Source organism: Microbacterium algeriense (genome assembly GCF_008868005.1).
GTDB lineage: Bacteria > Actinomycetota > Actinomycetes > Actinomycetales > Microbacteriaceae > Microbacterium > Microbacterium algeriense.
On record NZ_WAAO01000003.1, the window covers coordinates 339,982 to 355,397 of the forward strand.

Here is a 15,416-nt window from a genome sequence, read left to right on the forward strand (position 1 = left end):
TCGGACACGAACCGAGCGTGTCCCCACCTCCCCGCCGAGCCGGAACCGCCTGGGATACTGACCGCATGACCGGGATGCCGTTGGCGTCGGGCGGACCATCCGTCGAGGCGCGCGAGGGACTGTGGACGAGGCGGGCGACGGGATACGGCGTGGTGCTCGCGCTGCTGGTGGTGTCGTACGGACTCTGCGCCGTGCAGCCGAGCACCGATCCGAGTCCGTGGGCGTTCCTCCCGATGCTCGCGACCGTCGCCGTCGTGTTCTCCGTCACGGGAGCGAGTCGGATCGCGCAGCGGGTGTCCTGGGTCGTGCTCTCCGCCGCCGGTCTCGCGGCGATCGTGGCCGGAGCGCTCGGCGCCGACGGTCCCGTGCTGGCCATCCCGCTGTCGGCCGCGTCGATGATCGCCCTGCTGGTCGCTCCCTGGGTGATCATCGCGCACCAGGTGACGCGTCGCGGGCTCGACCTCGAGGCGCTCCTCGCCGCGGTCACCGCCTACATCCTCGTCGGCATGTTCTTCGCGTTCGTGTACAACCTGATGTCGCAGATCGCCCCCGATCCGCTGTTCGGCTCCGAGAACCCGGATTCCCTCGGCAATCAGCTGTTCTTCTCGTTCACGGCGCTGACGACCACGGGGTACGGCAACCTCGTGCCGGTCGGCACCGGCGGTCAGGCGGTCGCGATCGCCGAGGCCATCACGGGGCAGCTGTTCCTCATCACCGCAGTCGCCCGGATCATGCGCGGCTCGAGCGCAGGGCGCGGCACGCCCACACCCGCCTGAGAGGAACGCCCCCGCTCGGCGAGGATGAGAACATGACCACCGTCTCCGCGCCCCGGATCGAACACCATCGGGAGCCGTTCGGCATCGGCGAATCCCGTCCGCGTCTGAGCTGGACGCTGTCGGATGCACCGGAGGGCTGGCACCAGGCGCGCTACGCCGTGACCGTGATCCGTCCGGGCGCCGAGGAGACGTTCGAGGTCGCTTCCGCCGAGCAGGTGCTCGTCCCGTGGCCGAGCCGCCCGCTGGGCTCCCGGGAACGGGTGGGCGTGCGCGTCGCGGTGCAGGGCGCCGACGGCGTGTGGTCCGCCGCCGGCCCGGAGACCCGCGTCGAGACCGGGCTGCTCCGCGCCGAGGACTGGACGGCGCGACCGGTCGGAGCCGATCTCGACGAGGACCCGGAGAGCGACGCCCGTCGCGCGACCCTGGTGCGCCGAGGGTTCCGCGTCGATGGAGAGGTCGCCGACGCCCGGCTCTACGCCAGCGCGCACGGCCTGTGCGAAGCCGAGGTCAACGGCCGCCGGGTCGGCTCGGACACCCTCTCTCCGGGCTGGACCGTCTATCGGTCGCGCCTCCGCTACTACACCTACGACGTGACGGACCTGCTCGCCGAGGGCGAGAACGCGATCGGGGCCTGGCTGGGCGACGGCTGGTATCGCGGGCGGCTCGGCTGGCGCGGGGGCACCAGGAACATCTTCGGGAGCAACCTGTCGTTCCTCGGACAGCTGGAGATCACCTACACCGACGGACGGCGGCAGACGGTCGCGTCCGATGCGACGTGGCGGGCGACGCTCTCGCCCATCCTGCGGTCAGGCATCTACGACGGCGAGGACTACGACGCCCGCCGGGAGATCCCCGACTGGTCGACGGGCTCTTTCGATGACAGCGGCTGGCTCCCGGTGAGCGTGCGCGCCCGCGACCCGCGCACGCTGGTGGCTCCCACGGGGCCTCCCGTCCGCATCACCGAGGAGGTGTCGCCGGTGGCCGTGCTCACCTCACCCAGCGGCGCGCGCATCCTCGATTTCGGACAGAACCTCGTCGGCCGCATCCGCATCCGCGTCTCCGGTCCGTCCGGCGCCACCGTGTCGCTGCGCACGGCCGAGGTGCTGCAGGACGGCGAGCTCTACACGCGTCCGCTGCGCAGCGCGCGTTCCACGGACCATTACACGCTCGCCGGGAGACCGGAGGGCGAGGAGTGGGAGCCGCGATTCACGTTCCACGGGTTCCGGTACGCCGAGGTGTCGGGATGGCCCGGTGACCTCGACGCCGACGCCGCAACGGGCGCGCTCACCGCCCGGGTCCTCCACACCGACCTCGAGCGGACCGGCTGGTTCGCGTGCTCCGATCCGCTGGTCGAGCAGCTGCACCGCAACGTCGTCTGGGGCATGCGGGGAAACTTCGTCGACATCCCGACCGACTGCCCGCAGCGGGACGAGCGCGTCGGCTGGACCGGTGACATCCAGGTGTTCGGGCCGACGGCCGCGACGCTGTTCGATGTCGCCGGGATGCTGACGGGCTGGCTGCGGGACGTCGAAGCCGAGCAGCTTTCCGACGGGACGGTGCCGTGGTTCGTTCCGGTGATCCCCACGCACAAGGTGTGGTCGCCGATCCGGCCGGGCGCCGCCTGGGGCGATGTGGCGACGCTGCTGCCCTGGACCCTGTATCGGCGGTTCGGGGATGCCGGCGTGCTCGACGCGCAGTTCGACAGCGCCAGACGCTGGGTCGACAAGGTCGAGTCGGTGGCCGGAGCCGACCGCGTCTGGGACGAGGGCTTCCAGCTCGGGGATTGGCTCGACCCCGCGGCTCCCCCGCAGGATCCGGGCGCGGGGCGGACCGATCGCCACCTCGTCGCGACGGCGTACTTCGCGCGGTCGGCCCGGGCGGTCGCCGACATGGCCGGCGTGCTCGGTCTGGACGCGGAGGCCGCGCACTACGGCTCGCTCGCCGACGAGGTCACCGCCGCCTTCCGCGCCGCCTACGTCCGCCCGGACGGCACCATGACCTCGGACGCCCAGACCGCCTACGCGCTCGCCATCGTCTTCGACCTGCTCCCCGACGAGAAGCATCGCGCCACCGCAGGAGCCCGCCTCGCCGCCCTCGTGCGGGGTGCGGGCAACCGCATCGCGACGGGATTCGTCGGCACACCGCTGGTGTGCGACGCCCTCACCCTGACCGGACACGCCGACACCGCCTACGACCTGCTGCTGGAGCGGGAGTGTCCGTCGTGGCTGTACCAGGTGGTGCAGGGGGCGACCACGGTCTGGGAGCGGTGGGATGCGCTGCGCCCCGACGGCACCGTGAATCCCGGAACGATGACCTCGTTCAACCACTACGCCCTCGGAGCCGTGGCCGACTGGCTGCACCGCAGCGTGGCAGGGCTGGCCCCCGCCGAGCCGGGCTACCGCCGCATCCGCTTCGCCCCGCGGCCCGGCGGCGGTCTCACACGCGCCTCGGCACGACAGCGCACGCCCTATGGCGAAGCGGCCATCTCCTGGGAACTCCACGGCGATGAGCTCGCTGTCGACGTCGTCGTCCCGGTCGGGACCACCGCCGAACTCGACCTGCCGGGTGCTGCCGTCGAGCAGCTCGGCCACGGTGCCCACACGAGGTCGGTGCGTCTGCCGCTCTGATCGTCCGACGCCCCCGGTTCGTCGCGCGATCTCAGCCGGTCGTGGACTGTCGCACGACCAACTCGGGGCGGAAGCGCACCCGGCGCTCGTAGTCGCCGTCCGGATCGCTGATCGACCGCAGCAGCAGCTCGACCGCAGTGCGACCGATCAGCTGCGCCGGCTGCCGTACGGAGGTCAGCGGGACGACGGTCGCGGTCGCGAAGTCGATGTCGTCGTAGCCGACGAGGGCGATGTCCTCCGGCACGCGCACGGTGCGGAGCATGGTCAGCGCCTGCAGCAGTCCGACGGCGAGCAGGTCGTTCGCGGCGAAGATCCCGTCCGGGCGCTCCCCCGCCGTCCGCGCCGCGATCTGCTCGCCCGCCTCCCGCCCGTGCAGGACCGTGAGGGCGGGCATCCGGATCACCTCCAGGCTCGCGCCGGGCACCTCATCGACAGCGCGTCGGGCGCCCTGGAGTCTGTTGGCGACCTGGGCGATCTCCGCGGGGCCGCCGACGAAGGCGAGCCGTCGGCGACCGATGGCCAGCAGATGTCGGGCGGCGAGCAGGCCTCCTTCGACGTCGTCGACCGAGACGGAGCAGAACGCGGATCCGGGCACCTCGTGGTCCACGAGCACGACCGGGGTGCCTGCCGCCTGCACGCGCACCAGCTTGTCGACGTCTTCGGAGGACGGGGTGATGAGCACGCCGTTGACCCGCTGCTCGCGGAACAGATCCAGATAGTTGTCCTCGCGCGCGGGGTTCTCGTCGCTGTTGCCGAGCAGCACCGCGAGGAGGTCCTCGTCGGCGCGGGCCTCCGCGCCGCGCGCGACATCCGCGAAGAAGGGGTTGCCGGCGTCGGGGACGACGAGCCCGATGCTGCGGCTGCGCCCTGCGCGCAGTTGGCGCGCCGCGTCGTTGCGCACGAATCCGAGCTCGGCGATCACGGCCTGCACCCGGGTGACGGTCGCTGCCGCGACCTTGTCCGGCTGGTTCATGACGTTCGAGACCGTGCCGACCGACACTCCCGCCGCCGCCGCGACGTCCCGTACGCTCACTGCCACACCTGCTCCTCGCCGCTCTCGGATGCTGTCCGTGAGTGTACGGCACCTGCCAAGGGCGGCCCGATCTTGACGGGTGTGCGGGTCGCCGCATAGCATGGCGGTTGAAACGATTCATGCCACAGGAGTCAGAAAGGCGGAGGCATCATGGAGCGCATCGGCTTCCAGCTGACGATCCGTCCCGAGCTGCTCGACGAATACCTCGAACGCCATGCCCCCGTATGGCCGGAGATGCTGGCCGAGATCGCTCGCGCCGGCCGGCGCAACTACACCCTGTTCCTCGGCGAGTGCGGCACGCTCTTCGGCTACTACGAGACCGATGACGACGCCGCCGCGCAGGCGCACCTCGCCGCATCGCCGATCGCCGCCCGCTGGGAAGCCGAGATGAGCAGGTTCTTCGTCGATCTCGACGGCCGCCCCGACCAGGCGGCCACCCCCCTCACCGAGGTGTTCCACCTCGAAGACCAGCTCGCCGCCGTCGGCGAGACCGCCCTCATCCGCATCGACGACGAAAGCAGCGCACCGTGAGCATCCTCTCCCCCGACACCCTCGCAGAGCTCGAGAAGCAGAGCATCGAGCTGCCCAGCTGGGCGTTCGGCAACTCCGGGACCCGATTCAAGGTCTTCGGAACCCCCGGCACTCCCCGCGACCCGTACGAGAAGATCGCCGACGCGGCGCAGGTCAACGCCTACACCGCCCTCGCCCCCTCCGTCGCGCTGCACATCCCGTGGGACCTGGTCGACTCGTTCGACGATCTGCGCAAGCACGCCGAGGACCACGGCGTCACCCTCGGCACGGTCAACTCCAACACGTTCCAGGACGACGACTACAAGTTCGGCGCCCTCACCCATGAAGACCCGGCGATCCGACGGAAGGCCATCGATCACCACCTCGCGTGCATCGACGTCATGGATGCGACGGGCAGTCGCGACCTCAAGATCTGGCTCGCGGAAGGCTCGAACTACCCGGGTCAGGCCGACCTGCGCGGACGCCAGGACCGACTGCAGGAGTCGCTGGAGAAGATCTACGCCCGACTCGGCGACGATCAGCGCCTCGTGCTGGAGTACAAGTTCTTCGAGCCGGCGTTCTACCACACCGATGTTCCGGACTGGGGCACCTCGTACGCCCAGGTCAGCGCCCTGGGAGACAAGGCCATGGTGTGCCTCGACACCGGCCACCACGCTCCCGGCACGAACATCGAGTTCATCGTGATGCAGTTGCTGCGCCTCGGCAAGCTCGGGTCGTTCGACTTCAACTCGCGCTTCTACGCCGACGACGACCTGATCGTCGGCGCGGCCGATCCGTTCCAGCTCTTCCGCATCCTGTTCGAGGTCATCCGCGGTGGCGGCCTCAACAACCCCGACGTGGCGTTCATGCTGGATCAGTGCCACAACGTCGAGGACAAGATCCCGGGTCAGATCCGCTCCGTGCTGAACGTGCAGGAGATGACCGCGCGCGCTCTGCTCGTCGACCGGGACGCGCTCACCGCCGCCCAGAAGTCGGGCGATGTGCTCGCCGCCAACGCCGTGTTCATGGATGCGTTCTACACGGACGTGCGTCCGGCGCTGGCGCAGTGGCGCGAGTCGCGCGGACTCGCGGCCGACCCGATGGCCGCGTACGCCGCATCCGGTTACCAGCAGCGGATCGCCGAGGAGCGCGTCGGCGGCGTGCAGGCCGGATGGGGTGCCTGATCCGATGACCGCACCCGACATCGCCGACCACATCGTCGACGGTCCGCACGGGCCCCTCCGCATCCGCGTCTACACGCCCGAAGCGCCGAACGGCCTCGGCCTGGTGTGGGCGCACGGCGGCGGCTTCGCGGGCGGCGATCTCGACATGCCGGAGGCCGACGCGGTCGCCAGAGCCTTCGCGGATCGCGGCATCGTGGTCGCCAGCGTCGACTACCGCCTGGCGCCGATGACCGCGGACTGGACCACGCGCCTCGGCTCTCCCGAACGCGGCGGCACGCACTACCCCGTCCCGCATGACGAGGTCGTCGCGGCATTCCGCTGGGCGTCCACGTCGAGCAGGGCACCCCGCGGGTGGGCGATCGGCGGAGCGAGCGCGGGAGGCAACCTCGCCACCGGCGCCGCGCTCCGTCTGGTCCACGAGCAGGGTCCGACACCCGCCCTCGTCGTGCTCGCCTACCCGACTCTCCAGGCCGTGCAGGATGCCCCCGACGCCGATCTGCGCGCCCTGCTGGATGCGGATCCGGCGGCCGACGTGTTCACTCCGGATTTCGTGCGCGGCATGTACGAGAACTACCTCGGGGGCGACACCGACGGCGCTGAGATCTACGCCGTTCCCGGCGTCGCGGAGCCGAAGGATCTCGCCGGCTTCCCACCGACGATCATGATCAACGACGAGACCGACGAGCTGCGGGTCTCCGGCGAGGCGTTCGCCCGCACCCTGACGTCAGCGGGCGCCGAGGTGACCGTGGCGGTCGAGCCCGGCACCACGCACGGCCACCTCAACCGTCCCACCGAGCCGGCCTTCGCCAGGACGATCGAGCAGTTCGCCGCTCGCATCCTGCAACTCCCCTGACTCCCAGCCGCACCTGGGCACCTTCTCCCACGAACCGAGGACTCGCATGACCACCCCCACCGCTGCCGAACTGATCGCCCGCTCGAACCGCCTGGGCGCCGACCCGAAGAACACCAACTACGCCGGAGGGAACACCTCCGCCAAGGGCACGGCCACCGATCCCGTGACGGGGCAGCCCGTCGAGCTGCTCTGGGTCAAGGGCTCCGGCGGCGACCTCGGCACGCTGACCGAGAGCGGACTCGCGGTGCTCCGCCTCGACAGGATGCGGGCCCTCGTCGACGTCTACCCCGGGGTCGACCGCGAAGACGAGATGGTCGCGGCGTTCGACTACTGCCTGCACGGCAAGGGCGGCGCCGCCCCGTCGATCGACACCGCGATGCACGGACTCGTGGACGCCGCGCACGTCGACCACCTGCACCCCGACTCCGGCATCGCGATCGCCACCGCCGCCGACGGCGAAGCACTGACCACGACGATCTTCGGCGACAAGGTGGTCTGGGTGCCCTGGCGGCGTCCCGGCTTCCAGCTCGGCCTCGACATCGCCGCGATCAAGAAGGCGAACCCGCAGGCCATCGGCTGCATCCTCGGCGGTCACGGGATCACGGCGTGGGGCGACACCTCCGCGGACGCCGAGACCAACTCCCTCTGGATCATCGACACTGCGGCGGAGTACATCGCCGAGCACGGGAAGGACGCTCCGTTCGGCGCCGTGCGGACGGGCTTCGAGGCGCTTCCGGAAGCGCTGCGGCGCGAGCGCGCGGCAGCCCTCGCCGGCACGATCCGCGGCATCGCCTCCACCGACAAGCCCATGGTGGGCCACTACACCGACTCCCCGGAGGTGCTCGACTTCCTCGCCTCCGAGAAGGCCCCGGCGCTGGCCGCGCTCGGCACGAGCTGCCCCGATCACTTCCTGCGCACCAAGGTGAAGCCGCTGATCCTCGACCTCCCGGCGAGCGCGAGCGTCGAGGAGCAGATCGCGCGTCTGCACGACCTGCACGAGCAGTATCGCGCCGACTACCAGGCGTACTACGACGCGCATGCCACGGCCGACTCGCCCGCCATCCGGGGCGCCGACCCGCTCATCGTGCTCGTCCCCGGCGTCGGCATGTTCTCCTACGGAGCGAACAAGCAGACCGCCCGCGTGGCCGGCGAGTTCTACGTGAACGCCATCAACGTCATGCGCGGTGCCGAGGCGCTGTCGACCTACTCCCCGATCTCGGACGCCGAGAAGTTCCGCATCGAGTACTGGGCGCTGGAGGAGGCCAAGCTGCAGCGGATGCCGAAGCCGAAGTCGCACCAGGGACGCATCGCGTTCGTGACGGGCGCCGCTTCGGGAATCGGCAAGGCGATCGCCACGCGCCTCGCCGCGGAGGGAGCCTGCGTCGTCGTCGCCGACCTCGACCTCGAGAAGGCGCGGGCCGCCGCGGCTGAGCTGGGGAGCGCCGACGTCGCGATCGGAGTGGCCGCGAACGTCGCGGACGCGGATGCCGTGCAGGCAGCCCTCGACGAGGCGGTCCTCGCCTTCGGCGGCGTCGACCTCGTCGTCAACAACGCCGGATTGTCGCTGTCGAAGCCGCTGCTGGAGACGACCGAGAAGGACTGGGACCTGCAGCACGACGTGATGGCGAAGGGATCCTTCCTGGTGTCGAAGGCCGCCGCCCGCGTGCTCATCGACCAGAAGCTCGGCGGCGACATCATCTACATCTCTTCGAAGAACTCCGTCTTCGCCGGCCCGAACAACATCGCCTACTCCGCCACCAAGGCCGACCAGGCCCACCAGGTGCGCCTCCTCGCGGTCGAGCTGGGCGAGTTCGGCATCCGCGTGAACGGCATCAACCCCGACGGCGTCGTGCGCGGTTCCGGCATCTTCGCCTCGGGCTGGGGCGCCAACCGCGCCGCGACGTACGGCGTGAAGGAAGAGGACCTCGGCCAGTTCTACGCCAACCGCACGATCCTCAAGCGCGAGGTCGTGCCGGAGAACGTCGCGGACGCGGTCTACGTGCTCACGGGCCCCGAGCTCAGCCGCACCACGGGCCTGCACATCCCCGTCGACTCCGGCGTCGCCGCGGCCTTCCTCCGATGATCACCCTCCACCGAGCGCACGGGAACCCGCCGAGTGCACGGCCTGCGCTCGCGGCGAAGCCGTGCGCTCGACGGGATGCCGTGCACTCGAGCGCAGGGCGCGGGGCGTGAGCGTGCGGGCGGTGGCGGCGGTCGACCTCGGCGCGACCAGCGGCCGAGTCATGATCGGGCGGATCGGCGACGGACGACTCGACCTCGAGCTCGTGTCGCGGTTCCCCAACGGGCCCGTCGAGCGCGCGGACGGACTGCACTGGGACTTCGCCGCGCTGTACGAGCACGTGGTCGCCGGGCTCGCGGAGGCCGTGCGACGCGAACCCGGCATCGAGAGCATCGGGATCGACTCGTGGGCCGTGGACTACGGACTCCTGCGAGACGGCGAGCTTCTCGCCGAGCCGTTCCACTACCGGGATGAGCGCACGGCGCGGGGCGTCGAGCAGGTGCACACCGTCGCCGCGTTCACCGAACTGTATCGGCGCAACGGCCTGCAGTTCCTGCCCTTCAACACGCTGTATCAGCTTCGCGTCGACGAACGCCTCGCCGAGGCCGACACCGCGCTGCTGATCCCCGACCTGATCGCCTTCCTGCTCACCGGATCGGCGGTGGCCGAACGCACGAACGCCTCGACCACCGGCCTGCTCGGGGTCCAGGATGCCGAGTGGGATGCGGCGCTGGCCGAGCGCCTGGGCATCCCCCGCAGCATCCTGCCGCCTCTCGTGGATCCGGGTGCGACGATCGGAGCACTCCGCCCCGAGCTCGTCGAGCGCGTCGGGAAGGGCCTCCCCGTGATCGCGGTCGGCTCGCACGACACAGCCTCCGCCGTCGTGGCCGCGCCCCTGTCGACGCCGCGTTCCGCGTACATCTCCTGCGGCACGTGGGGTCTGGTCGGCGTCGAGCTGAGCGCGCCGGTGCTCACGGATGCCGCGCGCGAGGCGAACTTCACGCACGAGCTCGGGGTCGACGGTCGATACCGCTTCCTGCACAACGTCACCGGACTCTGGCTCCTCAGCGAGACCGTGCGGGCCTGGGAGGCGGACGACGGAGCACCGATCGACCTCCCGGAGCTGCTGTCGGCCGCCTCCGAGGTCACCGACGCGGTGGCGCTGTTCGATGCGAACGACCCGAGCCTCAGTGCGCCCGGCGATATGCCGGCACGCATCAGAGCCCTGCTCGGGGACGAGGCCCCGACCACCAGGCCCGCTTTCGTGCGGAGCATCGTCGAATCGATCGCGGAGGCGTTCGCGCAGACCGTGCGCACCGCCTCGGCTCTCACCGGACGCGAGCTCGACAGCATCCACCTCGTCGGCGGCGGCTCGCTCAACCGCCTGCTCTGCCAGGCCACCGCGGACCGCACCGGGCTGCCCGTGCTGGCGGGGCCGGTCGAGGCGACGGCTCTGGGCAACGTGCTCGTCCAGGCGCGCGCGCTCGGAGCTGCACCGTCGACGCTGGAGGAGCTGCGTGCCCTCGTCTCGCACACGCACTCCCCGGCGCGCTTCACCCCTCGACGCTGACACCGCCGCGTCCGCGCGCGGCCGCACGTGGAAGGGGCGCCGGAGCCGAAGCTCCGACGCCCCTTCCCGGCGCCGACTCAGAAGTCGAAGTCGCCGATGTTGTCCGCGTCGAACACGAACGGGTCGCCGAGCACGACCACGCCGTCGGCGCCGACCGTGTACTCGCCGAGGTCTCCGGCTTCGAAGGTGTCGCCCTCGGCTCCGGTGATGTCCCCCTCGATGAGCGCCTTCGCGGCGAAGGCCGACAGGTAGCCGAGGTCCGCCGGGTTCCACAGGGCGAACGACGTGACCGTGCCGTCCTCCACGTATTCGCGCATCTGGTTCGGGGTGCCGAGACCGGTCAGCGCGACCTTGCCCTTGTAGTCCGAGGTGGACAGGTAGCGCGCAGCGGCCGCGATGCCGACCGTGGTCGGCGAGACGATGCCCTTCAGCTCGGGGTGGCTCTGCAGCAGCGCGGCCGTCTTGTCGAACGAGGTCTGGTCGTCATCGTCGCCGTACACGGTCTCGACGATCGTGATGTCGGGGTACTCGCTCGCGGCGTACTCCTTCATCAGCTCGATCCAGGCGTTCTGGTTGGTCGCGTTGGCGGAGGCCGACAGGATGGCGATCTCGCCGGAGCCGCCGATCTGCTCGGCGACCTGGTCGATCTGGGTCTTGGCGATGCCCTCGGAGTCGGCCTGGTTGATGAACACGTCTCGGCATTCGGGGTTCGTGTCGGAGTCGAAGGTGACGACCTTCACTCCGGCGTCCCTGGCCTCGTTGAGAGCGTCGCAGATGGCCTTCGGATCGTTCGCCGACACGACCAGTGCGCCGACCGCCTGCTGGGTGGCGGTGTTGATGTAGCTCACCTGCGCGTCGGGTGTCGCTTCGGCGGGTCCCACCTCGGCGAACGTGCCGCTGAACTCCTCGACGGCCTTCTTGCCTCCCTCGCTGGAGGTGTCGAAGTACGGGTTGCCGAGGTTCTTGGGCAGGAATGTGATCGCCAGGTTGTCGGACCCGCCGTCACCGCCGGATCCGGAGCCGCCCGACCCGCTGCCGGTGTCGGCGCAGCCGGTCAGCACGAGCGCTGCGGCGACGGCCACGGCGGCGAACGCCGAGACCCTCTTGCGTGCAAACGTCATTGTTCTTCCTTTCGTGATGATCACCGCCGGCGGGTGCCGACAGCGAGAGGCCGCCTCATGGTGCGGGAGAGGCTGCGACGCGGAGGGGCGGTCCGGCCTTCGCACGGACGCGCTGGGCCCAGGCGAGGACGCTGGCCGCGACGACCGAGAAGATCAGCAGACCGCCGGTGATGATGTTGATGACGTCGGAGGTGACGCCGGCGAGGCGCAGGCCGCTGCCGAGCACGCCGATCAGGAGCACGGCCGCGACGACTCCGTGCAGGTGCCCTCGGCCGCCGAAGACCGAGACCCCGCCGAGCACGACGGCGGCGATCACCTGGAGCTCGAGTCCGGTGGCGTTGTCGCCGCGGGCGCTGCCGAAGCGCAGCGTGTAGAAGATGCCGGCGAACGCCGCGACCGCGCCGGAGAGGATGAACAGGATGAACTTCGTCTGCTCGACGTTGACGCCGGAGAACCGCGCGGCGTCCTTCGAGAGCCCGATGGCGTAGATGCCGCGGCCGAACGGGGTGAAGTGCAGCACGACCACGAAGATCGCGAGCAGCACCAGGAAAGGGATGACGATGTACGGGATCGTGGTGCCCGCGATCTTCGCCTTGGCCAGGGCCGTCCACATCTCGGGGAAGTCGGTGACGGCGGTCGTTCCCAGCAGACCGACGGCGAGACCGCGGAACAGCGCCAGGGTGCCGATCGTGACCGCCAGCGACGGCAGTCCGACCACCGTCACGAGGAAGCCATTGAAGGCTCCTCCGACGACGCCGACCGCGAGCGCGGCCAGCGCGGCGACCTCGAACGGCGCGCCGGATTCGGTGAGCACGCCCGTGACGACGCTCGCCAGGCCGACCATCGAGCCCACGGACAGATCGATCTCTCCCGTGATCATCACAAGGGTCATCGGCAGGGCGATCAGGAGGATGGGGGCGACGTCGAGGAGCAGATAGTTGACGGTGATCGGCTGCGCGAAACCGCGGATGGATGCCGCCGAGACCACGACGACGAGCACGAGCAGGGCGATGATGGCGAATTCGCGGTTGAGGAGGACGCGCCGCCAGAGCGGGCGGTCGTAGTCCCGGATCACGCGGGTCGAGGTGGTGGATGTGGTCGTGGTCATGAGTCGTCCCTCGCCTCGATGAGCTGCCGTCTCTGTCGGACGGCGAGGACGCGATCCAGCACGATCGCGCCGATGATGAGCACGCCGACCACGGCCCGCTGCCAGAAGTCGGGGATCCCGAGGATCGGCAGCGCCCTGTTGATCGTCATCAGGAGCATGGCGCCGATCGCCGCTCCCCAGACCGTGCCCACCCCTCCCGTGATCGCGATGCCGCCGATCACGGCCGCGCCGACCGCATCGAGCTCCCAGCCCGAGCCGACCTGCGAGCTCACGGATCCGTAGCGGGCCACGTAGAAGACGCCTGCGAGTCCCGCGAGGGCACCGGAGAGGACGAAGGCGCTGAGCACCCGACGAGTCGTCTTGAGTCCGTACAGCTCTGCGGCGGCGGGGTCCGAGCCGATCGCGTAGTACTCGCGGCCGCCGCGGGTGTTGCGCATGTACCAGGCGGCGAGCGCGAGCACGATGATCGCCACGATCGACAGCACGGGGATCGTGAGGATCTGCTGGGTGCCCAGTCCCAGGAACTCGCGAGGAAGGTCCGAGGGGTGCACCTGGTCGCTGCCCGTCCACAGCACGTTGACGCCGCGGTAGGCATACAGCGTCCCGAGGGTGATCACCATGGCCGGGACCCGGGCGAACGCCACGAGGGCGCCGTTGATCAGGCCGAGCACCCCGCCGAACACGACGGCCGCGAGGACGACGAGCGGGATCGGGATGCCGGGCACGTCGATGAACAGCCGGCCGGTGAGGAAGGCGGTCAGGCCCATCACCGATCCGACGGAGAGGTCGACGTTGCGGGTGATGATGACGATCGCCTGTCCCACCGCCACGAGCATCAGGATCGACGGCGTGAGCAGGAGGTCGCGCCAGCCGTCGGCGCTGAAGAGGAAGTTCGGGTTCTTCACGGTGGCCGCGACCACCACGAGGATCAGCGCGGCGAGGATCCCGAACTCCCGGGCGCGGCCGATGCCGCCGGGCTTCTTGGCGATCGCCGGCGCGGGCGCGGCGGGGGCGGTGGTCGTGCTCATGCGTGCTGCTCCGATGCGTGGGTGGCGGCGAACATGACGTTCTCGCTGGTGGCGTCGTCGCGCGCGAGTTCGGCGGTGATCCGCCCCTCCCTCATCACGAGCACGCGGTCGGCCATGCCGAGCACCTCGGGAAGCTCCGACGAGATCATGAGGATGCCCATGCCCTCGCCCGCCAGCTGCGACAGCAGCCGGTGCACCTCGGACTTGGTGCCGACGTCGATCCCGCGCGTCGGCTCGTCGATGATCAGGACGCGCGGATCGGTGGCGAGCCACTTGGCGAGCACCACCTTCTGCTGATTGCCCCCGGAGAGGGTCGCGGCGACGGTGTCGAGCGCATGCGCCTTCACCTCGAGCCGCGACGCCCACACCCGCGCCGCCCGGTTCTCCATGCCCGTGGTGAGGAGTCCCCACCGGGCGAGGTTCCGGCGGATCGCGAGCGTGATGTTGCCGCCCACGCCCGCGTCGATCACGAGTCCCTGTTTGCGCCGATCCTCCGGGACGAGCGCGAGGCCGCGGCGCATGGCCGCCGTCGGGTTGCGGCGCGGGACCGCGTTCCCCTGCATGCGCACCTCCCCCTCGCGATAGGGGTCGACGCCGAACACGGCTCGGGCGACCTCGCTGCGACCTGCTCCGACGAGACCGGCGAGCGCGACGATCTCTCCCGACCGGACGGTGAAGGAGATGTCGTGGAAGACGCCGGGGCTGGTGAGTCCGCGGACCTCGAGCAGCGGCTCGCCCACGGCGGCCTCCTGCTTCGGGAAGAGCTCCGTGACGTCGCGCCCGACCATCTGGCGCACGAGATCGTCGACCGTGGTGTCGGCGATGGGCGTCGTGTCGATGTAGGCGCCGTCGCGCATCACGGTGACCGTGTCGCACAGGTCGAACACCTCGTCGAAGCGGTGCGAGATGAACAGGATGGCCCGCCCTTCGTCGCGCAGGCTCCGAGCCACCGCGAACAGACGCTCCACCTCGACGCCGCTGAGGGCGGCGGTCGGCTCGTCCATGATGAGCACGCTCGCGTCGAGGGAGATGGCCTTCGCGATCTCGATGATCTGCTGGTCGGCGATCGAGAGTCCCTCGGTGATGCGATCGGGGTCGAGTGCGACACCGAGGCGCCGGAAGATGCGGTCCACCTCGGAGCGCATGGCCTTGCGATCGATGCGTCCGAGCGCACCGGTCGGCTGTCGTCCCATGAAGATGTTCTCGGTGACCGAGAGGTCGGGGAACAGTGTGGGCTCCTGGTAGATCACGGCGATCCCCGCCGCCTTCGACTGCGCCGTGCTCGTGAAGTCGACGTCCTCGCCGTGCAGACGGAAGTCGCCGGAGTCGCGACGGTACAGACCCGCCATGATCTTCACGAGCGTCGACTTGCCCGCACCGTTCTCGCCGATGAGGGCGTGGATCGATCCGGGGCGGAGTGTGAGGCTTCCGGAGCGCAGTGCGATGACCGGTCCGAAGGACTTGACGACGCGATGCAGTTCCACCGCGGTGGGGGGAGCACTGCGGACGGGTGCTTCGTCGACCACTGGCTTTCCTCTCCGTTGAGGGGGATGATGTTCGGGTTGAATCCGACCTGAATCGATTCA

12 protein-coding genes are annotated in these 15,416 nt (G+C 70.2%); 7 read left to right on the forward strand and 5 right to left on the reverse strand.

What is annotated here, in order from left to right:
- The first annotated feature begins 65 nt into the window (after nucleotides 1-65).
- Together F6A08_RS15455 and F6A08_RS15460 are read left to right on the forward strand one after the other, a co-directional pair.
- Entirely contained in the window at nucleotides 66-776 is a 711-nt protein-coding gene (locus F6A08_RS15455; RefSeq protein WP_151459937.1) for a potassium channel family protein, read from the forward strand.
- A gap of 32 nt (nucleotides 777-808) precedes the next feature.
- Entirely contained in the window at nucleotides 809-3,403 is a 2,595-nt protein-coding gene (locus tag F6A08_RS15460; RefSeq protein WP_151459938.1) for an alpha-L-rhamnosidase, read from the forward strand.
- Nucleotides 3,404-3,434: 31 nt separating this feature from the next.
- On the opposite strand, the gene F6A08_RS15465 is transcribed toward F6A08_RS15460, so the two are convergent.
- Complete coding sequence (locus F6A08_RS15465; protein ID WP_026050002.1) at nucleotides 3,435-4,442, reverse strand: LacI family DNA-binding transcriptional regulator; 1,008 nt, start codon at nucleotides 4,440-4,442, stop codon at nucleotides 3,435-3,437.
- Between the two features lie 144 nt (nucleotides 4,443-4,586).
- Here F6A08_RS15465 and F6A08_RS15470 point away from each other — a divergent pair, with 144 nt between their 5' ends.
- From F6A08_RS15470 to F6A08_RS15490, 5 genes are all read left to right on the forward strand, one after another.
- Complete coding sequence (locus F6A08_RS15470) at nucleotides 4,587-4,967, forward strand: L-rhamnose mutarotase (protein ID WP_151459939.1); 381 nt, start codon at nucleotides 4,587-4,589, stop codon at nucleotides 4,965-4,967.
- Nucleotides 4,964-6,130 carry an L-rhamnose isomerase gene (gene rhaI, locus F6A08_RS15475; RefSeq protein ID WP_017204541.1) on the forward strand — a complete coding sequence of 389 codons (1,167 nt, stop codon included), beginning with the start codon at nucleotides 4,964-4,966 and terminating at the stop codon, nucleotides 6,128-6,130. Before F6A08_RS15470 ends, rhaI begins: the two co-directional genes overlap by 4 nt.
- 4 nt (nucleotides 6,131-6,134) lie before the next feature.
- Nucleotides 6,135-6,983: an alpha/beta hydrolase fold domain-containing protein gene (locus F6A08_RS15480; protein WP_225855863.1), complete on the forward strand. Its 849-nt coding sequence runs from the start codon at nucleotides 6,135-6,137 to the stop codon at nucleotides 6,981-6,983.
- A 46-nt stretch (nucleotides 6,984-7,029) separates the two neighbouring features.
- Nucleotides 7,030-9,066, forward strand: coding sequence for a bifunctional aldolase/short-chain dehydrogenase (locus F6A08_RS15485; RefSeq protein WP_151459941.1), 2,037 nt, complete (start codon nucleotides 7,030-7,032; stop codon nucleotides 9,064-9,066).
- 160 nt (nucleotides 9,067-9,226) lie between these two features.
- Entirely contained in the window at nucleotides 9,227-10,573 is a 1,347-nt protein-coding gene (locus F6A08_RS15490; protein WP_338100885.1) for a rhamnulokinase, read from the forward strand.
- A gap of 77 nt (nucleotides 10,574-10,650) precedes the next feature.
- Here the strand turns inward: F6A08_RS15490 and rhaS are convergent, their stop codons facing one another.
- From rhaS to F6A08_RS15510, 4 genes are read right to left on the reverse strand one after another with little or no spacing between them, the layout of a single operon-like run.
- Nucleotides 10,651-11,694 carry a rhamnose ABC transporter substrate-binding protein gene (gene rhaS, locus F6A08_RS15495; protein ID WP_124894838.1) on the reverse strand — a complete coding sequence of 348 codons (1,044 nt, stop codon included), beginning with the start codon at nucleotides 11,692-11,694 and terminating at the stop codon, nucleotides 10,651-10,653.
- Between the two features lie 55 nt (nucleotides 11,695-11,749).
- The gene (locus F6A08_RS15500; RefSeq protein ID WP_124894837.1) at nucleotides 11,750-12,802 is read right to left on the reverse strand and encodes an ABC transporter permease; all 1,053 of its coding nucleotides are present in this window, start codon (nucleotides 12,800-12,802) and stop codon (nucleotides 11,750-11,752) included.
- Nucleotides 12,799-13,830 carry an ABC transporter permease gene (locus tag F6A08_RS15505; protein ID WP_151459943.1) on the reverse strand — a complete coding sequence of 344 codons (1,032 nt, stop codon included), beginning with the start codon at nucleotides 13,828-13,830 and terminating at the stop codon, nucleotides 12,799-12,801. Before F6A08_RS15505 ends, F6A08_RS15500 begins: the two co-directional genes overlap by 4 nt.
- Entirely contained in the window at nucleotides 13,827-15,356 is a 1,530-nt protein-coding gene (locus tag F6A08_RS15510; protein WP_151459944.1) for a sugar ABC transporter ATP-binding protein, read from the reverse strand. The genes F6A08_RS15505 and F6A08_RS15510 overlap by 4 nt, the downstream gene beginning before the upstream one ends.
- Nucleotides 15,357-15,416: the final 60 nt, after the last annotated feature.

Excerpts from the sequence above, each read along its gene's own strand:
- F6A08_RS15460 (WP_151459938.1), top strand. The coding sequence starts at position 809 with ATGACCACCGTCTCCGCGCCCCGGATCGAACACCATCGGGAGCCGTTC.
- F6A08_RS15505 (WP_151459943.1), bottom strand. The coding sequence starts at position 13,830 with ATGAGCACGACCACCGCCCCCGCCGCGCCCGCGCCGGCGATCGCCAAG.
- F6A08_RS15470 (WP_151459939.1), top strand. The coding sequence starts at position 4,587 with ATGGAGCGCATCGGCTTCCAGCTGACGATCCGTCCCGAGCTGCTCGAC.
- F6A08_RS15480 (WP_225855863.1), top strand. The coding sequence starts at position 6,135 with ATGACCGCACCCGACATCGCCGACCACATCGTCGACGGTCCGCACGGG.
- F6A08_RS15455 (WP_151459937.1), top strand. The coding sequence starts at position 66 with ATGACCGGGATGCCGTTGGCGTCGGGCGGACCATCCGTCGAGGCGCGC.
- rhaS (WP_124894838.1), bottom strand. The coding sequence starts at position 11,694 with ATGACGTTTGCACGCAAGAGGGTCTCGGCGTTCGCCGCCGTGGCCGTC.
- F6A08_RS15490 (WP_338100885.1), top strand. The coding sequence starts at position 9,227 with ATGATCGGGCGGATCGGCGACGGACGACTCGACCTCGAGCTCGTGTCG.
- F6A08_RS15500 (WP_124894837.1), bottom strand. The coding sequence starts at position 12,802 with ATGACCACGACCACATCCACCACCTCGACCCGCGTGATCCGGGACTAC.
- F6A08_RS15485 (WP_151459941.1), top strand. The coding sequence starts at position 7,030 with ATGACCACCCCCACCGCTGCCGAACTGATCGCCCGCTCGAACCGCCTG.